Here is a 22,850-nt window from a genome sequence, read left to right on the forward strand (position 1 = left end):
CTACAAGCTTCAAGTGAAAAGCCCTGTCCTGGTGACGGGGCTTTTTGCATTCCGGGCCAAGGTTTCTTGTTGGTACATGAATCATCGCGAGCAAGCTCGCTCCCACAGGGGGATGCATTTCAAAATGTGGGAGCGAGCTTGCTCGCGATGAGGCCATGAGGAACAACGATAATGTCACGGCAAAAATAGTTAGCCTGCTTTCTTTTATCCCAACGCCGCGCCATGATGCAGGTCTCCCACCGCCGCCCGCGAACGAGCCCTCATGTCTGTGCAGCAAGTTGCTCCGCAAAGCTCATTGGCGATCACCCTGCAGATCGTCTCCATCGTTTTCTATACCTTCATTGCCTTCCTCTGCATCGGTTTGCCGATTGCGGTATTGCCGGGTTATGTCCACGAACAACTCGGGTTCAGCGCCATCGTGGCCGGGCTGACCATCGGCTCGCAATACCTCGCCACCCTGCTCAGCCGGCCCATGGCCGGGCGGATGTCGGACAGCGTTGGTACCAAGCGCGCAATCATCTATGGCTTGGCGGGGATTGTGCTCAGCGGCGTGCTGACCTTGCTGTCGACCCTGTTGCAAGGCTTTCCCTTGCTCAGCCTGCTGATCCTGATCGCCGGGCGCCTGCTACTGGGGATCGCCCAAGGGTTGATCGGTGTCGGCACCATCAGTTGGTGCATGGGCCAGGTGGGCGCCGAGCATACCGCGCGGTCGATTTCCTGGAACGGCATCGCGTCCTATGGAGCGATTGCCATTGGCGCACCGCTGGGTGTGGTCATGGTGCAACAACTGGGCTTCGCCAGCCTGGGTATCGCCCTGTCGCTGCTGGCCCTGGCCGCACTGTTGCTGATTCGCAACAAGCCCTCGGTGCCCGTGGTGCGCGGCGAGCGCCTGCCGTTTTGGGCGGTGTTCGGGCGCATTGCGCCGTTCGGCGCGAGCTTGAGCCTGGCGTCCATTGGCTACGGCACCCTGACGACCTTTATCACTCTTTACTACGTCAATCGTGGCTGGACCGGCGCGGCCTACTGTCTGACCGTGTTCGGCGTGTGTTTCATTCTGTCGCGGCTGCTGTTCATATCCGCCATCGGTCGGTTTGGCGGGTTCACGTCGGCCATTGCCTGCATGTGCATTGAGACGGTTGGCCTGGTGCTGTTGTGGCTGGCCCCTTCGACCGGGTATGCGCTCATTGGCGCCGGCCTGACTGGATTTGGCCTGTCCCTGGTGTATCCGGCGCTGGGTGTCGAGGCCATCAAACAGGTGCCCAACTCCAGCCGGGGGGCGGGCTTGAGTGCTTATGCGGTGTTTTTCGATCTGGCGCTGGCGATTGCCGGCCCGTTGATGGGCGCAGTGGCGTTGAACCTGGGATATGCGTGGATTTTCTTCAGTGCTGCGTTGTTGTCGGTGACGGGTTTGGGGCTGACGCTGCTGCTCAAGAGTCGTTCGATGACGTAAGCCTTGGCGCTGACCCTGTGGGAGCGAGCTTGCTCGCGATGGGTCCCTCACATCCAGGATTGATGTCGTCTGACACGCCGCTATCGCGAGCAAGCTCGCTCCCACAGGGTTTTGTGCACATTACTGATCGGCGGTCTGCATCCCCGCCCGGGTCGGCCTGCCCAGGGTACGCGTGAAGAAGCGTCCGGCTTCGGAGATCAGATTGCGATGAATGTCCTGCCGATCGACGCCATCGGCATCGGTGCACAGCGCAGGCATGATTACGATCTGCTCGTCATTGCACGGTGCCATGAAGACGAAGTGCCCTGCCCCGGCCAGTAACTTGAAGTCAGGCGCGGTCGGCAGTTTGCGCGCCAGCGCCGCGGCGTTCTTGTCGACAGCCACCAGCTTGTCGCCATCGCCGCTGTAAAGCAGCACCGGCACATGCACATCGGCCAGGGTGTGGCGGCCGAACTTCAGGCTCAACGGTGCCATCAGCATCAAGGCGTGGACGCGAGGATCGGCCACCGGTTGCAGGTCGTCGCGGTCGACAATCAATTCGCCCTGGGTGTTACAGGCATCGCGGTCATCCGGGCGCTCCTGGCAGTAACGGCGCAGGCGATCCAGGTCCGGGGTCGCGCCAGACAGAATCAATGCGGTCTCGCCACCGGCCGAATAGCCAATGACCCCCACCTGATCGGCATTGACGAACGGCGACAGCATACGGTCGCCCAAGGTCGCGGTAATGGCTTCGGAAATCTGGATCGGCCGGCCGTACAGGTTACTCAAAGTACCGAGTCGGCTGTGGTCCCTGGAGTTGTCACCGGGGTGAATCACCGCCACCACGACAAAGCCTTTGCGCGCCAGCGACGTGGCAAGGTCGTGCAGGGCCAGCGGGGTACCGGTATTTCCGTGGGACAGCATCAGCATCGGGAACCGGCCGATGGCGACCTTGGTGTCCTCCCCGGCTTCGACGGTGTAACCCTCGAGCTTGCTGGTGTGCTCCCGATCACTGGAAGGATAGAAGGCAATGGCGCGCATCGGCTGCAAGTCCAGCGGGTCGAGAAAAGTCATCTCGTGGAAGCCGACGCTCCAGTGAGGATGCGGTGCAGGCGCGGCGTGCACTGTATTCAAGCTGCTGAGCAGGCAAATCAGTAAAGTTGCACAAAGACGCATCATGGATGCCCCGCCTTGTTACCGGACTTGAGACGTACGCCTTGGACTGCATGAGTCGGGCCACATTCTGAAACGACCAGAAACAAAAAACTCCGTAACTGGTACTTGCGTAGCCAGAATACAGAGTTTTTTGGGCTTTACCTGAACGGTTGCTTACTTTTACCCAAGCCTTACGCAGCGGCGAACAACTGCTCGCTGATTTGTGAGTGGGCGGCGCTCATGGCCTTGTTGCGCACGTCGTCACCGTAAGCCAGGCCTTCGGCACGGACGATTTCGATGTCGGTGATACCGATGAAACCGAACAGCAACTTCAAATACTCTTCGTGGGCAACACCGGTTGCCTGACCGGCGTGCATGCCGCCGGAGGTCGAAACGATCACGACTTTCTTGCCGCCGCACAGGCCTTCAGGGCCGGCTTCGGTGTAGCGGAAGGTCTGGCCGGCCACCGCGATGCGGTCGATCCAGGCTTTGAGTTGAGTCGGGATGGTGAAGTTGTACATCGGTGCGGCAATCACCACGGCATCGGCAGCCAGGAAATCGGCCAGGGTCGAGGCGCTCAGCTCCGCTTCGTGCTGTTGTGCGGCGTTGCGCAGTTCAGCGGTGGTGCCGGCGGCGACCAGGGTGGTGGCGGAGAAATGGCTGATGGCGTCGGCGGCCAGGTCGCGGTAAGTCACCACGGCGGTTGGCTCGGCGGCTTGCCAGGCTTTGACGACTTCACCGCTCAACTGACGGGAAGCCGAGTTGTCGCCCAGGATGCTCGAATCGATATGCAGCAGTTTCATGTGGGATCTCCAAGTGAGGATCGCCCACAAGGGCGATCTGATGGGACTAATCCTACACACGAAACCAATAGCTGATTAGACGGTAACAATGCGATAGTTCGTCCCATAGATAGGACAATTGAATTCACATCATGCAAGACCTCAACGACCTGTATTACTTCGCCAAAGTCGTGGAAGCCGGGGGGTTCGCCGCGGCCGGGCGTTTGCTGGGCATCCCCAAGTCCCGATTGTCACGGCGCATCGCCGAACTGGAAGAGCGCCTCGGCGCAAGACTGCTGCAACGCACCACCCGACAACTGAAACTGACTGCCGTCGGTGAGCGTTACCTCAGGCACTGTCAGGCGATGCTGTTGGAGGCGGAAATGGCCGACGAGGCCGTGGCCAGCATGTCCAGCGAGCCCCGCGGGCGTTTGCGGGTGTCCTGCCCGGTTGGGCTGGCCCATGAAATATTGCCGGGGGTGATCAGCGACTTTCTGGAAAGGTTTCCACAAGTCCAGCTGGAGGTCATGCTGCTCAACCGCCGGGTCGACCTGGTGAACGAAGGCATTGACGTGGCCCTGCGTGTGCGGGAGCTGGGCGACGAAGACCCGCTGCTGGTGACACGCCGCCTGCGTCAGGCGCAGATGCTGATGGTCGCCAGTCCCGGCTTCCTCGTTGGCCGTGAGATCAACCATCCCGACGATCTGAAAAGCCTGCCGGTGCTCGGCGCGCTGGAAGCCGACCGCATGGTGCACATCCGCATGCTGGATCAAAAAGGCAAAAGTTGTGAACTGGCGCTCGAGGCCCGGCTGGGCATCGATGACTTTATCGTGCGCAAGGCCAGCACCCTCTCTGGCCTGGGCTTTACGATGCTGCCCATGATGTATTGCGAGCAGGAACTGGAAAACGGCGCACTGGTGCAGTTGTTGCCCGACTGGTCGTTGCCCGGTGGCTGGCTGCAAGCGGTCTATCCTCATCGACGCGGGGTCATGCCGGCGGTACGCGCCTGGATTGACCATCTGGTCGAGTCATTCAATGCCTGCGGGGAGCGATTGTTATGAAAGCCGGACGGATGAGCGAAGAGGATGTCGCGAAATTCTGCCTTACCCTGCCCGGAGCGCGGGAAGACTATAAATGGGGAGGCGTGCGGGTGTTTTCGATTGCCGGGAACAAGATGTTCGCCTTGCAGGGCCTGCGGGGTGATTCCCTGGCCTTCAAGGTCGACAAGGATCTGTTTCTCGGTCATTGCGACCGCCCGGGGATTCATCCGGCGCCTTATCTGGCGCGCGCCCAGTGGATCATCATGGAAACGCCCTACCCGCTCGGCAACGAAGAACTACAAGGCTTGTTGCAGCGTTCCCACCAGTTGGTGGTGAGCAAACTGCCCAAGCGCACTCAAGTCGGCTTGTTGCTTTAGGACCTTGTCGATCAGAACAAGGCGAACAGGTGTGCGCCGAGGAACAGGTGGTCGATCCAGAACACCTGGTGCATGAGCACGATGATCCAGAACACCAACTGGTAGGAGATTTTGCGGGTTTTGTGCCGGAACGCTTGCTGCGCCAGCAAGGCACCGGGCCAGCCGCCGGCGAGCTCCAGCGCATGCAGGACATTCTCCGGCGTACGCCATTGCTCGGCGCGGGCCTTGCGCTTGTCGCTCCAGTACAGGAAAAACGTCACGACGCTGACGATGCCGTAGGCCGCCAGGGGAATCAGCGACACCCCGTGCAGCCATGAAGACACCGACCCCGACAGCGGCAACGCACACAGGAGTGCAAACACCAGCCACTTCAGCCGTGGATGACGGATCTGTCCCCCGGGCTGGCGCCCGGGGTTATTGCGCGAGCTTGAGTCACTCACGGCTTGACCGCGCTCCAGTCGACCCAGCCGAATTGCCAGGTCGCCAGGATGATCAGGCCGAACACAATGCGATACCAGGCAAACGCCGCATAGCTGTGGTTGGCGATGAACTTGAGCAGCCCGCGGACCGCGATCATCGCGAAGACGAACGCCGTGACGAAGCCGATCGCGAACACCGGGAAATCGGACGGGACAAACAGGTGACGGTATTTGTAGCCAGAGTACACCGCTGCACCGACCATGGTTGGCATCGCCAGGAAGAACGAAAACTCGGTAGCGGTCTTGCGCGACAGGCCGAACAGTAATCCGCCGATGATCGTCGAGCCCGAACGCGAAGTGCCCGGAATCATGGCCAGGCATTGGGCGAAGCCGACTTTCAGGGCATCTTTCCAGGTCATGTCATCCACCGTTTCGGCGTGGACTTCATGCTGCCGGCGCTCGGCCCACAACATGACGAACCCGCCCACGACCAGCGCAGCTGCCACAGTGATCGGATTGAACAGGTACTCGTGGATCATGTCGGCGAAGATCACGCCCAGCACCACGGCCGGGAAGAACGCAATCAACAGGTTCGCGGTAAACCGCCGAGCGCTCGGCTGAGTCGGCAGGCCGATGACCACATCGAAGATCTTGCGTCGAAACTCCCATACCACCGCCAGGATGGCACCCAGCTGGATAATGATGTTGAACGCCATCGCCCGCTCGCCCCCGAAGCCGAGCATGTCGGCCACGATGATCTGGTGGCCGGTGCTGGAAATGGGCAGGAACTCGGTCAGCCCTTCTACAACCCCAAGTATCAATGCCTGAAAGGCGGTCCAAAGATCCATCAATCCCCCAAAAGGCTATGCGCGCCGGCATGCCCCGTTAATATTTTTCCAAAGCTTGAATTGCGATCAGCGTAGCTGAAGCCCCGCGCATCAAGGATCACCACGGAACCGTCAAAATCCTGTGAAAAAACAATCCTGATCCGGGTTTACCCGCGCGGGGCCGAAATCCTATCAGACAAGTCCGATTGGCGCTGCCGCGTTATCGCGCACCAACGAAGCACACCCTGCTCCACGGGATTCCCGACGCCAATCCGGTTACAATCGGCCCCTCTTCGATTTCACCAAGGAACCTCCATGTCCGGGCTTGAACTGTTTGCCGCCACCCTCGGTGTCATTGCCGTCTGGCTGACGGTCAAACAGAACACCTGGTGCTGGCCCATCGGTCTGGTCATGGTGCTGCTCTATAGCTGGATCTTTTTTGAGGTGAAGCTGTATTCGGACATGTTGCTGCAAGTCGTCTATGCCGCCTTGCAGCTTTACGGCTGGTGGCAGTGGACACGGGCTGGCGAAACGACCCATGGCCGCGAAGTCAGTTGGCTCGATTCCCGTTCCGTGGCGTTGAGCCTGGCCATCGGCGCACTCGGCAGCCTGTTGCTGGGGGCGGCCATGGCCCACTGGACCGACGCCGCGCAACCCTGGCTCGATGCGGCGCTGACCGGATTCAGCCTGGTGGCGCAGGTCTGGATGGCGCAAAAACGTGTCCAGTGCTGGCCGCTATGGATCGCCCTGGATGTGATTTTCGTCGGGCTGTTCATCTATAAGGACCTGTACCTGACCGCCACCCTGTACGGGCTGTTCGCCGTTATCGCCGTGCAGGGCTGGCGCCAATGGCGCGCCGATCCGGCGTTGCGCGCATGAAAGTCCTGGTACTCACAGGCCCTGAATCCAGCGGTAAAAGCTGGCTGGCGGCCGAGTTGCAACAGCGTTTCGGCGGGATCCTGGTGGACGAGTATGTGCGCTGGTTCATCGAGCACAATCCCCGGGACACTACCTTGGCCGACATTCCGGACATCGCCCGCGGTCAATTGGCATGGGAAGACGAAGCCCGTGCGCAACAACCGTCTTTGCTCATCCTCGACACGCACCTGCTGAGCAATATCCTCTGGAGCCAAACCCTGTTTGGCGACTGCCCCGCCTGGCTCGAACAAGCGCTACTGGCCCGGCATTACGACTTGCACTTGCTGCTGTCGCCGGAACACGTCGAATGGACGGACGATGGCCAGCGTTGCCAACCCCGATTGAGTGAGCGCCAGGCATTTTTCGAGCAGACCCTGGCCTGGCTTGAGCGCCACGCCCAACCGGTTCAAGTACTGCGCGGAGATTGGGCAGAACGCCGATTCCAGGCACTGAACGCCGTGACCCGATTGCTCGGAGCCTGACCGGCCTTTTGGGGCAATTTCCCCACTATCCCCCCCTGTCCCGGGGGAAAAGTGTCCGATCCTGAAACACCCTTCCCGCCTCAAACCGCCTGTTTAAGCGCCCTTCACCGCTGGATCATCGGATTTGTTAAGTCATTGATACAGCACCGCTGAAACCCTTGTTCCAGAGCGATTTATCCGCAAATAAGGGCTGCCTGCGCAGGGTTTCGTCTCACCTTTGAAACATTCTCGGCAAAGGCTATCCGGACAATATCCATAAGCCATTGAATCAACGAGATATTCAAAAACCGGCACAGCTTTCGCTCTCTCCTTCAAAAAGCCGACCAGAGCCAGCCCACATGAGAAGGAAAGACCGTCGTGGGGATACTCGATAAACATGCCTTGACGTGCCTGCTGCTTTTCGCGAGCGCTGCAGGCGCGGTTATCAGTTTTGACGTTCAAGCCGAAGGCAACGGCGTCATCGTGCTTGATCGCACCATTCACCCGACGCCCATCGGTCGCAGCGGCGGCAGGGATCCAAACCCCAACACCCTTAATGCCAACCCATCGGCCCGCGTCACCGGCGAACTCAGTGATGCCGACATCGCCGGGGTCACCACCGGAACCGCCCTTCGCCACAACAACGGGCAAAGCCTGGGTGGCCTGCAAGGCCTCAACGCCGTCACCAACCCCAACGGTATGCCCGGCATGTCTGTCGGTCACGGTGGTGGCAGTGGCAGCGCCATTTCCGGAACCATCAACCGCGCCATGAGCAGCGGCCTCGGTTCACTGGGCAGGATGGCGGGAGGCCAATGAGATGAGTCGATCCCTGCTGTTACTTGCCCTGCTCGGCTGCACCAGTGTGATGGCCGACTCGGGCGTCAGTTCGGTGAACAACGCCACCCTCCAGGATTCGGGTACTCAATACCGCGGCAACTTCAACGTCAATCAGGCGGCTGGCGATCAACAACAGCAGGCCAACGTCCGCGCGGTCGCCATTGGCACCCAAGCCGGTGCGATCACCAGCGTCCGGCAGAAAATCACTACGCCCGCCAATCCGTCGATGGATGCGACGGCCACTATCGGCGGCTCCTCCTTCAGTAATGGCAACGGCGTACTGGGCGTCAACCAGAGCGCCGGGGCGAACAACCAGATGGCCAACGCCATGCGCATCAGCATCAGCGCCGCACCGCAAGCCATCGACGATAGTGCCCTTTCTCAACAGAACGTGGCGTTGTTACCGAACTCGGGAGCAACTGGCGCCCCAAATGGCAGTCGCCAGGTCGTGACGAGCGACCAGGCCTTCACCGGCAGCCGGGGAGTGATCCAGGTAAACCAGAGTGCCGGGGTGGGAAACCGAATGGCTAACACCCTGAGTATCCGGGTCGCTGACTGACCCGAAACAGTGCGATTAGGGAAGTACCAACACCTGACCAACTAATGAGCACGGAGAAACACCATGAACCCGACAACTGCTCTCAAACCTCTGGCTTTCGCTCTGGCAGCAGTGATGGCATTTGCAGCACAAGCAGGCAGCCTTGATGATGATCAAGGCAGCGGCCAGAGCGATGGCCAGAGCAACAACCATCAGCCTAAAGGCCCGACGCTGGAACAAATTCTGCAGATTACAGCAGGCGCCGGGGCCGCCGTGCTGGACTCGCAGGAAAGCAGTGACAGCAGCGTATTGAGCCGGGACACCAGGAACGACGCTAGGGTCGATAACTCCCTGAACAACTCCAACGGCAACATGGGCGCCAACGTTGCAGCCGGTAACGGCAACCAGCAAGACAACGCCGCCGCCCTTGCCACGGCTGACGAAAGCTTCATCTTCGGCACCGCGGTCGCCGCCTCCAGCGCGACTCAGAAGAGCACCGGCAACACCGCCAGGAAACACTCCAGCACCAACAACACAACGCTCAACAACGCAGGCAACAGCGGTTCCGGCAACATCGGCATCAACGTGACCACCGGCGACTTCAACCAACAGAAAAACAACCTGGCGATTGCCGTTTCGGGCGGTCGTGTAGCGCAAGCGGCGGCGGCGGCCAACCAAAGCACGTCCGGGCTGAACGTCACCAACAACGCCAACCATGACGACAGCACCCAGACTGATTTCGCTACCGTGGGTGTACTCGGTCTGGCGGGTGTAACCACTCAACAAGTGATCACGCCAGAGGGCTGGAAAGCCCCTGTAACCAACAATGCGTCGATAACGGGCTCGATGAACAACTTCTCCGGCAACGGCGGAGCCAACGTATCGTCTGGTGTGGGCAACCAGCAAAGCAACTCGCTGTCCATCGCCGCGGGCTGCAAGTCCTGTCTGTAATCGCGATTGCAATGAAAACCCCGGCGACGGGGATTTTCCACAGTCCCAAGGCGTATCGATCATGCGTAAGACTGTCCTTTTCGCCCTGCTCTGTCTGTCTGGCCTGACCCAGGCTGCACAGATGCCGGTTGCCGCCCTGCCGGGCGGCGTGCTGGTGTACAAGCACGTACAGAGTTTGCGCGAGCGCAAGTTCAGCGACATCGTCGAACAAAAAACCGATTTCAGCTGTGGCGCCGCCGCGCTGGCAACGATACTGCGCCAGGCCTATTGGCTCGACGTCGATGAGGAGCACATCATCAAGGGCATGCTGGTCACCGCAGACCAGGACCTTGTGCGTACCCAGGGTTTTTCCATGCTGGACATGAAGCGCTACATAGAGCGCATCGGCATGCGCGCCCGGGGCTACAGGATCCCGCCGGAAAGACTCGAAGCCGTGACGATTCCGGTGGTGGTATTGATGGAAATTCGCGGCTACAAGCACTTCGTGGTGTTGCAGCGGGCGGACAAGAACTGGGTGTATATCGGCGATCCGGTACTCGGTCACAAACGCTACTCCCATGATGACTTTGTCAAAGGCTGGAATGGCATTATTTTCGCTATCGTCGGTCCCGGTTACGACAAGACCAATGCGTTACGCAGTCCACCGGAACCGCTGACAGCCAAGAACAAGATGGATAACTTCAACCCGGTCAAAGATGCCGAATTGATGGATTTTGGTTTCATACAGAGCGACTTCTTTTAATCGCCAACAAGATGATAGGGGGCAGGATGCTCCGGGAGCAGCAAATGAAAACCTCGTATTGGGTGGTCGCTGCCTTTCTGGCAGCGAACACTTCAGGTTTTGCTGATGAGTTCAGACCCATCGAAATCAAGGACCAGGAACTGGCCGAGTTGCGTGGCCGATATGTGATGCCGGGGCGGGTCATCAGCTTCGGTGTCGTCATGAGCAGTACCTGGCGCAATGCCAGTGGTGACCTGATCGGAGCCTCCACCTCGATGCAGCTTCAAGCCGCAACGGTCAAGCCCGAGTTCTATGTTTCGACCATCAAGCAATCGGGTCATGGCGGTACGTCCAGGTCGGGCAGCGGTCACGTGTCGGGGGGCGCAGCCCTGAGCACTTCCCGGGGGATAACCCAGGTCACACGGGCCGCAGGTGATGGCAACAGCGCAAACAACAACATCGCCATCAACGTCAAAGAGGCCAGCACGGCCCCGGCACTGGTGGCGGGCCAGGGCCAGGCGCTGATAGCCGGTCAAACCATCACCGGCAGCAATGCCGCAGGCAGTGTCGCGGTATCCGCGACCAGCGGCGGCGTTCAGATGGCCATTACCGCCAACAACAACCAGGGCACCAGCCTGCAACAAGTCGCCCAAGGCGGGTTGCTGCAAAACACCCGGTTGCTGGGCAGCAGCAATGTGGTCGACAACATGACTCAACTCAACGTAGTGCTCAACAATAATGGCCCGAGTGCGGGGGCATTGGACTGCAACCTCAACCAACTCGCTGCATTACGGACCATGGGCTATTGAACTACGCTGAGTCTGGACCATTGGGCACAAATGGACGGCATATTTCATGTACCGATCAGTATCACTGCGTGCAGTTGCATGCTTGAGTGCTCTACTCCCGGCGGCGATGTTGCAGGCAGCACCTGACCCGGAACTGGAGGCTCTCAAACAAGAGCTCCTGGAGTTGAAACAACGATACGAAGTACAGCAAAAAGCCCTGGCGGTTCTCGAACAACGGGTCCGCCAGGTCGAAGAGCAGCCCGCCTCGCCCGCTCCCAAACGCCTGGCCAAGTCGCCAGCGGATCTCAAGGGCAATCCAGGCGTCGGCACCGGCGCCGCAGCCGCCTCGGGGGGGAGCGGCAGCTCTTATGGACAATCGCTGGCCAATGACTCGCAACCGGCGCAAAGCGTTTCGAACCTGTATGACGAGGCCAGCGGGTTTTTCGGCGGTGGCAAGTTCAGCGTCGAAACCGGGATAACCTACTCCCGCTACGATTCTCGCCAACTGGTCCTCAACGGTTTTCTAGCCCTGGACTCGATCTTCCTGGGCGCTATCAACCTGGACCGGATCAAGGCCGACACCTGGACGCTTGACCTCACCGGTCGCTACAACTTCAACAATCGCTGGCAGTTCGACCTGAACGTACCGGTTGTCTACCGTGAGTCCACGTACCAGTCCGGTGGCGGCAATAGCGGCGCCGCAAACGTCACGACCGAAGACACCGTCAAGGAAGACCCGACCATAGGTGACGTCAACTTCGGTGTCGCCTACAAATTCCTCGACGAATCGGCCAACACGCCGGATGCCGTAGTGACCTTGCGCGTCAAGGCGCCTACCGGCAAAGACCCATTCGGCATCAAGCTGGTTCGGGTGGCCGATAACTCAAACCTGGCCGTGCCTGAATCCTTGCCTACCGGTAACGGCGTCTGGTCGATTACGCCGGGGATCTCCCTGGTCAAGACGTTCGACCCGGCGGTGCTGTTCGGCAGTCTGTCCTACACGTACAACATGGAAGAGTCTTTCGACGACATCAGCTCCAACCCGGCGGTCGAGACACCGGGCAAAGTCCGCATTGGCGACAGCTTCCAGATCGGCGCCGGCATTGCGTTCGCCTTGAACGAAAAGATGAGTATGTCGTTCTCGGTCTCTGACCTGGTGCAACGCAAAAGCAAGCTCAAGGAAGATGGCGGGGATTGGCAAGCGGTGGTCTCCAGCGATGCCAACGCCGGTTACTTCAACATCGGCATGACCATTGCGGCCACCGACAACCTGACCATCGTGCCCAACCTGTCCATCGGCATGACGGACGATGCCCCGGACTTCCAGTTCAGCCTGAAACTCCCCTACTACTTCTGACCCGAACAAAAACCCCGCTGCAACTGCAATCGCAGCGGGGTTTTGGTTTGCGGCCGGGGTTCAGCGAATCTGGTGCTTGTGCAACAACCGGTAGAAGGTCGGTCGCGACACACCCAATACTTTGGCGGCGACACTCAGGTTATCGCTGTGGCGACTCAATACATCGCACAACGCCTGGCGTTCGGCCCGGGACTTGTATTCTTCGAGGGTGCCCATCGGCGCTGCCAACGTATGCTGACTGATCAACCCCAGGTCACGGGCCTCGATCTGCCGGCCTTCGGCCAACACCAGCCCGCGACGAACGCGGTTGGCCAGTTCGCGAACATTGCCTGGCCAGTCGTGTTTGCCCATGGCAATCAACGCGTCTTCGCTGAAACTGCGTGGGCGGCGCCCGGTTTCATGGCTATAGAAATGGGAGAAATGGTTGGCCAACACCGCCAGGTCGCCATGGCGCTCGCGCAGCGGAACAGTCGCCACTTGCAGTACGTTCAAGCGGTAATACAAGTCTTCGCGAAAGCGTTTCTTTTCGATGGCGGCTTCAAGGTCGGTATGCGTTGCCGCCAGAACCCGCACATCCACCGGAATCAGCTGACTGCCACCCACCCGCTCGATGTGTTTTTCCTGGAGGAACCGCAACAGGTTGGCCTGCAACTCCAGTGGCAGGTCACCGATCTCGTCGAGAAACAGGGTGCCACCGTTGGCGGCTTCTATCCGTCCGACCTTGCGTTGGTGCGCGCCGGTAAATGCGCCTTTCTCATGGCCGAACAACTCGGACTGGATCAAATGCTCGGGAATCGCACCACAATTGATCGCAATGAAGGGTTTGTTGTGACGCTGGGACTGACGATGCAGGGTTCGTGCGACCAGTTCCTTGCCAGTGCCGCTTTCACCGCGAATCAACACCGGAGAATCGGTCGGAGCCAGTTTGCTCAACAGCTTTCGCAGCTCACGAATAGGTTTGCTGTCGCCCAGCAATTCGTGCTCGGGCTGGTCGACATAGACCGTGCCCTGCCCGCGCAAGCGCGCCATGCCAAACGCCCGGCCCAGTGTTACCTGGACCCGGGACACATCGAACGGCAAGGTATGAAAGTCAAAAAACCATTCACAGACGAAGTCGCCGACATTTTGCAGCCGCAGTACATCCTGGTTGAGTACGGCTATCCACTCGGTGCCGCTGCGGCTGATCAGCTCTTTGACGGCCTCCGGGTGCTCAAGGTGAAAAGGCTGCAAGCGCAGCAAGCCCACGTCACAGGTTCGGTCAACGGCGTTCTCCAGCGTGCAGCTGTCAACGTCCCAACCGATGGCGCGCAATCCAGGGACCAGGCGATAGCAATCGTCACAGGGGTCCACCACTAACAAACGTCGTAAGGCAGGCGCATCACTCATGACTGATCCTTGGCGCCAAATTTATGAAAATTTAATAAAAACAGTCATTTGGCAGACCTGGCTGTAACATTAGCAAGAATTTGACAGGGCCTTGTACTGTTTGACTATAGGGATGTCACAAAACCAGTTATAAGTTGCGATTACGTTAGTTGCCTAACGACTGTTTCCTTTCATTCAGCTTTCAATGTCAGGCTCATCCTTGAATCTGTGAAATAAAGTGGAAATTTCTTTTGATTGTGTGTGACCCGAACCCCGGTTGCGGGCATCAGTACAAGTAACCAGCTGAACGGTAAGCCCAACCGTCGGCCTATCACTTGATTGGGCATACAGAGAGAAGACCCTATGAACGCCCCGCTCCGTATCAACGAAGCACTTCTGATTGCCGACCGCGCATTTAAACCATTCAAATGCGTAGCCTGGGCCCCACAAGACGGCAATGGCGAACTCAGCCTGACCGTTATCGACCGCACCAGCACCCGCATTGGCCGCAAGCAGATCCCAAGCAGCGCCTATTCCGATCCCGCGCAACTCGAACTGCTGCTGGAACAGGCTCGCGCCGAATTGAGCGAGGAAGGTTACACACTGCAGTCGTGGTCGATGCCGCACTAATCGTTTTGCGGATTACTCCGGGGTAATCCGCGCCTTTTTCCTGTCTTTAGTTCGCAGTTTTTTCTGGCCGCGCACACTACGTGACACTGTTTAATTCGAACTTCACATACGCCTGATACTTTGCAGGCTCGCCATTGGTTCGAAAAGACACTGTTGTGGCACACAGCGACCCTCCGTCTGTTAGTTCTTACCGTTGTGCATCCCTTCATTCAGGGATTGAATAATCTTCCTATCAAGTCGCCACCCAAACTTCCGGATCAGGACGACTCGCAAGGAGATGCGGTGCATGTCAAGCCAGTCCGCTTTTGCCTACTCCGCAGCCCGGAAAAACGCCGGGGCCCTCGATACGACGTTTGCCGCCAACGGCAAAACCCAGGTCTATTTCGCCGACAGCCTTTTCAGCTTGGCCAATGACGTTGCGATCGATGCGCAAGGTCGCTTGCTGGTAGCCGCAAAAGTCGGCATGGCCGATGGCATCCGCTTTGGCCTGGCCCGCTTGCTGGCGGATGGTTGCGCAGACCTGACGTTCGGCAAACAAGGCAGTGTCATCGGGCAATTCGAACCGGGGTTCGAAGCCATGGGCACCAAGGTCCTGATCCTGCCCGACGGCAACATCCTGTTGGCTGGCCTGCAATACGTAAACGCGCACCGCACGCTCCCGGCCCTGGCATTGCTGGATCAAGATGGCCGCCTGGTGCAAGGCTTTGGCGATAATGGCCGCCGTGTCGTGCGATTGCCTGGCGATCTGTCTCTGGGCATGCGCGATATCCGGCTGCCTCTGGGTGTGCCGGGCGCAGAAGCCTGCGATGTGGCCATACAGCAAGACGGCCGGATCCTGATCTTAGCCAACCATCACTACGAACTGGCCGATCACGTCGGCATGTTGATACGCCTGGATGTCGAAGGCTCGCTGGACTGCTCGTTCAACGACCGCGGCTTCGTGATGGTCAGGCACCTGCTGATGAATACCTGGCTCAGCAGCCTGACGGTACAACGTGATGGCCGAATCCTGGTCGGTGGATCGATCAATTTTCCCGAGGAAGGCTTACTGGCACGCTATCACCCGGACGGGCGCCTCGACGACCGATTTGCCGTGGATGGATTCATGACCTTCAAGGCGCAAGGGCATGGCGCCCGGGTCAGCCGGGTGGTCCAGCAAAACGAAGGCGAAATCCTGTGTTTTGGCAGCAGTCGCGAGCCGATGCACTGCCTGACATTTAAAATGCACAGCAACGGGCGCCCCGACAGTCATTGCAACGGAGGACATCCGCAGCGGCGGGAAATCGGTTACAGCGGATGCCAGTGGACCGCCGCACAGTTACAACCTGATGGCAGTGTGCTCACGGCGGGCGCCACCATCGGCGGCGTCGAAGCAGACTTCATTCTCGGGCGATACCTGCCCAACGGCCTTCCCGATCGCCGTTTTGGCAAAGGCAGCGGCTATACACGTACGCGCCTGGGCCCCAGCCTGGATACCGCCACCTGTGTCGCCGCGCACGCCGATGGAAACATTGTAGTGGGAGGCTATTCGCTGCACGGAAACTACAAGGCGGTCATCGCTCGTTTCCAGGGATAAACACCGGCATTTTTCCTGCGCTTGATCTTCTCGCGCGCTTGCGGCAACTTGCGCGCTTCTCAAGACAAGGAGCAGCCGATGTCCGGTTCAATGGCCCAGGCGTTCGCGCACAACTTTCTCGGGCACTCGCCCCGTTGGTACAAGGCCTGCATCGTCGGCTTTCTCATCCTCAATGCCCTGGTGCTTTGGACCGCAGGCCCGGTGGTTGCCGGCTGGCTACTGGTGCTGGAGTTCATCTTCACCCTGGCCATGGCACTCAAATGCTATCCGCTGATGCCCGGCGGCCTGCTGTTGATTGAAGCCCTGCTGCTGAAGATGACCACGCCCCAGGCGCTGTACGACGAGTTGCTGCACAACTTCCCGGTGATCCTGCTGCTGATGTTCATGGTGGCGGGTATCTATTTCATGAAGGACCTGTTGCTTTACCTGTTCTCGCGCCTGCTGCTCGGGGTCCGCTCCAAAGCCCTGCTGTCCCTGATGTTCTGCTTTCTGTCGGCCTTTCTGTCGGCGTTCCTCGATGCCTTGACTGTGACCGCCGTGATCATCAGTGCCGCCGTAGGTTTTTACTCGGTGTATCACCGTGTCGCCTCGGGCAACGATCCGCGCCAGGACAGCGAGTTCAGCGACGACCAACATCTGCCCACCCTGCATCACGGTGATCTGGAACAGTTCCGCGCCTTCCTGCGCAGCCTGCTGATGCACGGCGCCGTGGGCACCGCGCTGGGCGGTGTCTGTACGCTGGTCGGTGAACCGCAGAACCTGCTGATCGGCCATGAAATGGGCTGGCACTTCGCTGAGTTCTTCACACAGGTTGCGCCGGTATCCCTGCCGGTACTGGTTGCCGGGCTGGCAACCTGCGTCCTGCTGGAAAAGCTGCGCTGGTTCGGATACGGCACGCTGCTGCCAGATAACGTTCGTGCGGTGCTGGCCAACTACGCCGCCGAAGACAATGCCGAGCGCACCACGCGCCAAGGTGCAGCGCTACTGGTGCAAGGCTTTGCCGCATTGATTCTGATTGCCGGGCTGGCGTTCCACATCGCCGAAGTGGGTTTGATCGGTTTGATGGTGATCGTGTTGATTACCGCCTTTACCGGCATCACCGACGAACACCGCCTGGGCACAGCGTTCAAGGACGCCATGCCGTTCACCTCATTGTTGGTGGTGTTTTTCGCCGTGGTCGCGGTGATTCACGACCAGCAACTGTTCGCCCCACTGATCCACTGGGTGCTGACGCTCCCGGCAGACCAACAACCGGGCATGCTGTTCATTGCCAACGGCCTGCTGTCCGCCATCAGCGACAACGTGTTCGTGGCAACCATTTACATCACCGAAGTGAAGCGCGCGTTCATGGCGGGTGAGATGACCCGTGAGCACTTCGAAACCCTGGCCATTGCGATCAATACCGGTACCAACCTGCCGAGCGTGGCGACGCCCAACGGTCAGGCGGCGTTTCTGTTCCTGCTGACCTCGGCAATTGCACCGCTGGTGCGTCTGTCGTACGGGCGGATGGTCTGGATGGCGCTGCCGTACACCGTGGTGATGGGGACATTGGGCTGGTATGCGGTGAGTTACTGGCTCTGACACCGCCGAGCCTTTGTGGCGAGGGGGCTTGCCCCCGTTGGCTGCGCAGCGGCCCCAAAACCTACTACTACGCTGTAGCAGGTACACCGAGTGATGAAATGGCGACTGCTTCGCAGCCGAACGGGGGCAAGCCCCCTCGCCACAAAAGCTCGCTCCTACTGGAGATAGGTGTTATCCGAGGCGGTGCCAGACGCGACCGTCACGGGTGAGCAGTTCTTCGCCGGCCTTGGGGCCGTTTTCCCCGGCAGCGTAGCTCTGCACGCTGGAATCCTGCTGCCAGGCATCCAGGAACGGCTGAACGGCGCGCCAGCCGTTTTCGATGTTATCGGCGCGCTGGAACAGCGTCTGGTCACCCGTCAGGCAATCGTAGATCAGGGTTTCGTAGCCGGTGGAAGGCTGCATCTCGAAGAAGTCCTTGTAGGCGAACCCCAGCTCGATGTTGTCCATTTTCAAGGCCTGACCGGGACGCTTGGCCAGCAGGTCGAACCACATGCCTTCGTTCGGCTGGATCTGAATGCGCAAATAGGTCGGCTGCAGCTCATCGACCTCGGTATCGCGGAACTGCGCATAGGGCGCCGGCTTGAAACAGATCACGATCTCGGTGTCACGCACACTCATGCGCTTGCCGGTTCGCAGATAGAACGGTACGCCGACCCATCGCCAGTTATCGATCATGACCTTGAGGGCCACATAGGTTTCGGTATTGCTGTCGGGTGCGACGTTGTTTTCCTGGCGATAGCCCGGCAGTGCCTTGCCGTCGATCTCACCGGAGGTGTATTGGCCGCGCACCGAATTGGCGCGGGCTTCCTCCACCGTCCAAGGCCTGATCGCGCCAACGACCTTGGCTTTCTCGCCGCGCACCGCATCGGCGCCGAACGCGGCGGGCGGCTCCATCGCCACCATCGCCAGCAACTGGAACAGGTGATTGGGCACCATGTCCCGCAGCGCGCCGGTGTGCTCATAGAAACTGCCACGGGTTTCCACGCCCACGGTTTCGGCGGCGGTGATCTGGACGTGGTCGATGTAGTGATTGTTCCAGAACGCTTCGAACAGGCTGTTGGAGAACCGGCTGACCAGGATGTTCTGTACGGTCTCCTTGCCCAGGTAATGGTCGATGCGGTAGATCTGCTTTTCCGTCATCACCTTGAGCAGGCAAGCGTTCAAGGCTTCGGCCGTATGCAGGTCTGAACCGAAGGGTTTTTCGACCACCACCCTTCTGAAGGCCTCGGGGGTTTCTTCCAGCAAGCCGGCCGAGCCAAGACGGCGCACCACTTCACTGAAGAAACGCGGCGCGGTGGCCAGATAGAACACCGCATTGCCAGTACCGCTGTCGGCGATTTTTGCCGCCAGCGCTTGATAAGTGCTGTCGTCCAGGAAATCGCCCTGAACGTAGCTGATGCCTTTGGCGAGTTTGGCCCACAGCGCCGGGTCAAGGGCTTGATCGCCCTTGCCGGTCCTGGTGGCCACCTCGTTGCGGATGAAGTCTTCGAGTTTTTTCGCGAAGCCTTCATCACTGATGGCGTTGTGGTCAACGCCTATGATCCGCAGTCCATTCCCGAGTAAACCGTCACGGCTGAGATTGTACAGCGCCGGCATCAGCAGGCGCTTGACCAGATCGCCGTGGGCGCCGAACAGGAACAGCGTGGTCGGCGGCGCGGGTTCAGCCTTGGATTTTCTGCGGATCGCGTGGGTCATTTTTTCGAGGTCTCCACATGGCCGCCGAAGCCGAAGCGCTGGGCCGAGAGAATCTTGTCGCCAAAGGTGCCTTGCCCACGGGAACGGTAGCGCGAGAACAGCGAGTTCGACAGCACCGGCACCGGCACCGCTTGTTCCATGGCAGCTTCGATGGTCCATTGACCTTCACCGCTGTCGGCCACGGACCCGGAGAAACCGTCGAGTTTCGGATCGCTGGCCAAGGCGTCGGCAGTCAGGTCCAGCAACCACGAGGACACCACGCTGCCACGGCGCCACACTTCGGCGATATCGGCGACGTTCAGGTCGAAACGCTGGTCTTGCGGCAGGCTCTCGCTGTTTTTGGTCTTGAGGATGTCGAAGCCTTCTGCGAACGCCTGCATCATTCCGTATTCGATGCCGTTGTGGATCATCTTCACGAAATGCCCGGAACCGGCCGGACCTGCATGAATGTAACCACGCTCGGCACGATCGTCGTCGGACTTGCGGTCCTTGGTGCGCGGGATGTCGCCCAGGCCAGGGGCCAGGGTGGCGAACAGCGGGTCGAGGCGCTTAACAGTCTCGGCATCGCCGCCGATCATCATGCAGTAACCGCGCTCCAGGCCCCAGACACCGCCGGAGGTACCGACGTCGATGTAGTGCAGGCCTTTTTCCGACAGGGTCTTCGCCCGGCGGATATCGTCTTTATAGAAGGTGTTGCCGCCGTCGATGATGGTATCACCGGCGTCGAGCAAGGTGCTCAGGGTGTCGATGGTTTCTTCGGTCGGCGCGCCAGCTGGCAGCATGACCCAGACCGCACGCGGCCTGGCCAGGCCGGCGACCAGCGCCGGCAGATCGGTGACGCCCGTGGAGCCCTCTTTAGCCAAGGCTTCGACAAAGGCGGTATTGCGATCGTAAACAACGGTGGTGTGCCCGTTGAGCATCAGGCGCCGCGCAATATTGCCGCCCATGCGGCCCAGTCCAATAATCCCGAGTTGCATGTGCTGATGCTCCCTACTACAAATTAAGTGTGTCAAAGGTTATAGCCCAACGCGACTCATGAGGTTAGTCCAGAGCGTTGGCACGAAGTTTCCGGGCATTGTGCCCGATCCTGATGGATAACGTCGGGAATCAAACCGAAGACACAACGACCATGAAAAATAAAAAAGTTCCCTTCTGGGGCAAAAGAAATCAAAATTGGCGCCGATAGTAGGTCAGCCCCGGATTTCGAGGCGTACCTACAGTTGAGACACGCCATTTGCGAGGTGAGCAATGGGCACAGTACATACCGCACTGCCAGCACAAACCCTTTACGTCACAATCCGTCGCGATGAATTGCGCCAGTTGAAAGACGAACGCGATCAGTTGAAGCAGGAACTGGCACAATTGCGGCTGCTGCTGCAAACCAATCAAGTGCAGCCCCTGGCTGTGGTGCAACACGCCCCACTCGCCTGACCCCCCTCTTTGAAGCGGGAGCGGTCTGCACTGCTTCCGCACCGGCTCACGCCCTGCCGCCCCTGGCAACTCACAAAATTTTCACAATTGTTACACGACAATTACCCGTTTAGGTCGCCCGATTCCGCGCGGCCCTCGTTCGTCGTCCGTGATATCCAAGTCCCGGCGGTGGTAGTGAACTCTCGGCTGGAGCGCTGAATGTCTTTGTTTAAACGCAGCAACACGACTGCGGCAGGTTTTGATTGGGCCGGATTTGTCTGGCTGTTTGTATTCTTCTGGTACTTTTCCGGCATCACCCAACTACTCATCCAGTTGACTGGCACCTCCGGCTTTAGCGGATTCCGCCAGGCCTTCGTCATGAGCGCCTTCTGGCTGGCGCCGATGTTGCTGTTCCCCCGGCAAACCCGCGTCATGGCTGCCGTGATCGGCGTCGTACTGTGGGCGTGTTCCATGGCGAGCCTGGGTTACTTCTTCATCTATCAGCAGGAGTTTTCCCAGAGCGTCATCTTCATCATGTTTGAGTCGAACGTGGCTGAAGCCGGCGAATACATGACCCAGTACTTTGCCTGGTGGATGGTGCCGGCGTTCCTGGCACACACCGCTTTTTCCTGGTTCCTGTGGACACGCCTGCGCCCGGTGTACCTGCCCCGTGGCAAGGCCATCGTGGCCGCGGTGGCCATTGTCATGGCGGTCGTCGGTTATCCGCTGATCAAGCAAACCGCACGCACCGGCAGTTTCGCCGAAGGCTTCGACAAGTTCGAAACCCGCATCGAGCCGGCGGTGCCATGGCAAATGGCCGTGGCCTATCACCGCTACCTGGAAACCCTGGCCGGCATGCAGGACATGCTCAATAACGCCAGCAAGATTCCACCGCTGCACAACCTGAAGGACGCAATGGCCAACACGCCTGCGACCCTGGTGCTGGTGATCGGTGAGTCCACCAACCGTCAGCGCATGAGCCTGTATGGCTACCCCCGGGCAACCACGCCGGAACTGGACAAGCTCAAGGATCAACTGGACGTTTTCGACAACGTCATTACGCCGCGCCCCTACACCATTGAGGCGCTGCAGCAGGTCCTGACCTTCGCCGACGAAGAAAACCCCGACCTGTACCTGTCGACGCCATCGCTGGTCAGCATGATGAAACAGGCAGGTTACAAGATCTTCTGGATCACCAACCAGCAGACCATGACCAAGCGCAACACCATGCTCACGACCTTTTCCGAACAGGCCGATGAACAGGTGTACCTGAACAACAACCGCAACCAGAACGCCGCCCAGTACGATGGCGACGTGATCGAGCCCTTCAACAAGGCCTTGGCCGACGGGGCACCGCGCAAACTCATCGTCGTGCATTTGCTCGGCACGCACATGAGCTACCAGTACCGTTACCCGTCGACCTTCGACAGGTTCCAGGACCGTGAGGGCGTGCCTGCCGGCATCCGCGATGACCAGTTGCCGACGTACAACAGCTACGACAATGCCGTGCTGTACAACGACTTCGTGGTGTCCAGCCTGATCAAGGACTACGCCAGGACCGATCCGAACGGCTTCCTGCTGTACCTGTCCGACCATGGCGAGGACGTGTTCGATTCCGTGGGCCACAACACCTTGGGGCGCAACGAGAACAAGCCGACAGCACCGATGTACACCATTCCGTTCATGGCCTGGGCATCGCCGAAATGGCGTGCAACCCATGACTGGAACCTCGTGGGTGATCTCTCGCGCCCTTACAGCAGCTCGCACCTGATTCACACTTGGGCCGACCTGGCGGGCCTGAGCTTCGACGAACTCGATCGCAGCAAAAGCCTGGTCAGTGACAGCTTCAAGGCCCGGCCATTGATGATCGGCAACCCGTATGAGCGTCAACAGCGTGCGCTGATCGACTTCAGCCTGATGAAGCCCAAAACGCCACCGACTGTCGTTCAGCAGTAATCCTTTCAGGGGCCGGTTCCGGCCCCTTTTTCATGCT

General features: G+C 59.4%; 23 protein-coding genes. 16 read left to right on the plus strand and 7 right to left on the minus strand.

The window, feature by feature from the left end:
• Window positions 1-262 precede the first annotated feature (262 nt).
• On the plus strand, window positions 263-1,450 hold the full coding sequence (locus AC1RDQ_RS10070; RefSeq protein WP_349734300.1) for an MFS transporter: 1,188 nt from the start codon (window positions 263-265) through the stop codon (window positions 1,448-1,450).
• 120 nt (window positions 1,451-1,570) lie between these two features.
• Here AC1RDQ_RS10070 and AC1RDQ_RS10075 read toward each other — a convergent pair whose 3' ends face one another.
• Both AC1RDQ_RS10075 and AC1RDQ_RS10080 read right to left on the minus strand, forming a co-directional pair.
• Entirely contained in the window at window positions 1,571-2,608 is a 1,038-nt protein-coding gene (locus tag AC1RDQ_RS10075; RefSeq protein ID WP_090455340.1) for an alpha/beta hydrolase family protein, read from the minus strand.
• A gap of 167 nt (window positions 2,609-2,775) precedes the next feature.
• Entirely contained in the window at window positions 2,776-3,387 is a 612-nt protein-coding gene (locus AC1RDQ_RS10080; protein ID WP_492587125.1) for an FMN-dependent NADH-azoreductase, read from the minus strand.
• A 131-nt stretch (window positions 3,388-3,518) separates the two neighbouring features.
• Here AC1RDQ_RS10080 and AC1RDQ_RS10085 point away from each other — a divergent pair, with 131 nt between their 5' ends.
• Together AC1RDQ_RS10085 and AC1RDQ_RS10090 are read left to right on the plus strand one after the other, a co-directional pair.
• The gene (locus AC1RDQ_RS10085) at window positions 3,519-4,427 is read left to right on the plus strand and encodes a LysR substrate-binding domain-containing protein (protein WP_492587126.1); all 909 of its coding nucleotides are present in this window, start codon (window positions 3,519-3,521) and stop codon (window positions 4,425-4,427) included.
• Entirely contained in the window at window positions 4,424-4,783 is a 360-nt protein-coding gene (locus AC1RDQ_RS10090; RefSeq protein WP_057714747.1) for an MmcQ/YjbR family DNA-binding protein, read from the plus strand. The genes AC1RDQ_RS10085 and AC1RDQ_RS10090 overlap by 4 nt, the downstream gene beginning before the upstream one ends.
• Window positions 4,784-4,794: 11 nt before the next feature.
• Here AC1RDQ_RS10090 and AC1RDQ_RS10095 read toward each other — a convergent pair whose 3' ends face one another.
• Both AC1RDQ_RS10095 and AC1RDQ_RS10100 read right to left on the minus strand, forming a co-directional pair.
• A complete protein-coding gene (locus AC1RDQ_RS10095; RefSeq protein ID WP_492587127.1) occupies window positions 4,795-5,223 on the minus strand; it encodes a DUF1294 domain-containing protein in 429 nt (142 codons plus the stop codon).
• Window positions 5,220-6,050, minus strand: coding sequence for an undecaprenyl-diphosphate phosphatase (locus AC1RDQ_RS10100; protein WP_057714745.1), 831 nt, complete (start codon window positions 6,048-6,050; stop codon window positions 5,220-5,222). Before AC1RDQ_RS10100 ends, AC1RDQ_RS10095 begins: the two co-directional genes overlap by 4 nt.
• A 294-nt stretch (window positions 6,051-6,344) precedes the next feature.
• Here AC1RDQ_RS10100 and pnuC point away from each other — a divergent pair, with 294 nt between their 5' ends.
• The 8 genes from pnuC to fapF all read left to right on the plus strand — a co-directional run bounded on the left by pnuC (window position 6,345) and on the right by fapF (window position 12,600).
• Complete coding sequence (gene pnuC / locus AC1RDQ_RS10105; RefSeq protein WP_057714744.1) at window positions 6,345-6,908, plus strand: nicotinamide riboside transporter PnuC; 564 nt, start codon at window positions 6,345-6,347, stop codon at window positions 6,906-6,908.
• Window positions 6,905-7,429: an AAA family ATPase gene (locus tag AC1RDQ_RS10110; protein WP_340311999.1), complete on the plus strand. Its 525-nt coding sequence runs from the start codon at window positions 6,905-6,907 to the stop codon at window positions 7,427-7,429. Before pnuC ends, AC1RDQ_RS10110 begins: the two co-directional genes overlap by 4 nt.
• Window positions 7,430-7,786: 357 nt before the next feature.
• Complete coding sequence (fapA, locus tag AC1RDQ_RS10115) at window positions 7,787-8,224, plus strand: functional amyloid chaperone FapA (RefSeq protein WP_057714742.1); 438 nt, start codon at window positions 7,787-7,789, stop codon at window positions 8,222-8,224.
• Between the two features lies 1 nt (window position 8,225).
• The gene (fapB, locus tag AC1RDQ_RS10120) at window positions 8,226-8,804 is read left to right on the plus strand and encodes a fibril amyloid subunit FapB (RefSeq protein WP_492587129.1); all 579 of its coding nucleotides are present in this window, start codon (window positions 8,226-8,228) and stop codon (window positions 8,802-8,804) included.
• A gap of 63 nt (window positions 8,805-8,867) precedes the next feature.
• The gene (gene fapC, locus AC1RDQ_RS10125; protein ID WP_090455352.1) at window positions 8,868-9,734 is read left to right on the plus strand and encodes an amyloid-like fimbrin subunit FapC; all 867 of its coding nucleotides are present in this window, start codon (window positions 8,868-8,870) and stop codon (window positions 9,732-9,734) included.
• A gap of 61 nt (window positions 9,735-9,795) precedes the next feature.
• Complete coding sequence (gene fapD / locus AC1RDQ_RS10130; RefSeq protein WP_090455354.1) at window positions 9,796-10,476, plus strand: fibril amyloid maturation endopeptidase FapD; 681 nt, start codon at window positions 9,796-9,798, stop codon at window positions 10,474-10,476.
• Window positions 10,477-10,502: 26 nt separating this feature from the next.
• Window positions 10,503-11,264, plus strand: coding sequence for a fibril amyloid subunit FapE (gene fapE, locus AC1RDQ_RS10135; RefSeq protein ID WP_407515519.1), 762 nt, complete (start codon window positions 10,503-10,505; stop codon window positions 11,262-11,264).
• Between the two features lie 46 nt (window positions 11,265-11,310).
• The gene (fapF, locus tag AC1RDQ_RS10140) at window positions 11,311-12,600 is read left to right on the plus strand and encodes a fibril amyloid transporter FapF (RefSeq protein WP_492587130.1); all 1,290 of its coding nucleotides are present in this window, start codon (window positions 11,311-11,313) and stop codon (window positions 12,598-12,600) included.
• Window positions 12,601-12,660: 60 nt separating this feature from the next.
• Here fapF and AC1RDQ_RS10145 read toward each other — a convergent pair whose 3' ends face one another.
• The gene (locus AC1RDQ_RS10145) at window positions 12,661-13,986 is read right to left on the minus strand and encodes a sigma-54 dependent transcriptional regulator (RefSeq protein ID WP_492587132.1); all 1,326 of its coding nucleotides are present in this window, start codon (window positions 13,984-13,986) and stop codon (window positions 12,661-12,663) included.
• Between the two features lie 342 nt (window positions 13,987-14,328).
• On the opposite strand from AC1RDQ_RS10145, the gene AC1RDQ_RS10150 reads away from it, so the two are divergent.
• The 3 genes from AC1RDQ_RS10150 to nhaB all read left to right on the plus strand — a co-directional run bounded on the left by AC1RDQ_RS10150 (window position 14,329) and on the right by nhaB (window position 17,752).
• On the plus strand, window positions 14,329-14,595 hold the full coding sequence (locus AC1RDQ_RS10150; protein ID WP_057714735.1) for a hypothetical protein: 267 nt from the start codon (window positions 14,329-14,331) through the stop codon (window positions 14,593-14,595).
• A gap of 286 nt (window positions 14,596-14,881) precedes the next feature.
• Window positions 14,882-16,171: an NHL repeat-containing protein gene (locus tag AC1RDQ_RS10155; RefSeq protein ID WP_407515520.1), complete on the plus strand. Its 1,290-nt coding sequence runs from the start codon at window positions 14,882-14,884 to the stop codon at window positions 16,169-16,171.
• A gap of 78 nt (window positions 16,172-16,249) precedes the next feature.
• Entirely contained in the window at window positions 16,250-17,752 is a 1,503-nt protein-coding gene (gene nhaB / locus AC1RDQ_RS10160; RefSeq protein ID WP_492587133.1) for a sodium/proton antiporter NhaB, read from the plus strand.
• Window positions 17,753-17,923: 171 nt separating this feature from the next.
• On the opposite strand, the gene zwf is transcribed toward nhaB, so the two are convergent.
• Entirely contained in the window at window positions 17,924-19,447 is a 1,524-nt protein-coding gene (gene zwf / locus AC1RDQ_RS10165) for a glucose-6-phosphate dehydrogenase (RefSeq protein WP_349734310.1), read from the minus strand.
• Window positions 19,444-20,424, minus strand: coding sequence for a phosphogluconate dehydrogenase (NAD(+)-dependent, decarboxylating) (gene gnd, locus AC1RDQ_RS10170; RefSeq protein WP_407515522.1), 981 nt, complete (start codon window positions 20,422-20,424; stop codon window positions 19,444-19,446). Before gnd ends, zwf begins: the two co-directional genes overlap by 4 nt.
• Window positions 20,425-20,695: 271 nt before the next feature.
• Here gnd and AC1RDQ_RS10175 point away from each other — a divergent pair, with 271 nt between their 5' ends.
• Both AC1RDQ_RS10175 and AC1RDQ_RS10180 read left to right on the plus strand, forming a co-directional pair.
• Window positions 20,696-20,878 carry a DUF6026 family protein gene (locus tag AC1RDQ_RS10175; RefSeq protein ID WP_090455368.1) on the plus strand — a complete coding sequence of 61 codons (183 nt, stop codon included), beginning with the start codon at window positions 20,696-20,698 and terminating at the stop codon, window positions 20,876-20,878.
• Between the two features lie 198 nt (window positions 20,879-21,076).
• A complete protein-coding gene (locus AC1RDQ_RS10180; RefSeq protein ID WP_492587134.1) occupies window positions 21,077-22,813 on the plus strand; it encodes a phosphoethanolamine transferase CptA in 1,737 nt (578 codons plus the stop codon).
• The last annotated feature ends 37 nt before the right edge of the window (window positions 22,814-22,850 follow it).

It is taken from the genome of Pseudomonas sp. GW823-FHT02E01 (assembly GCF_058797535.1).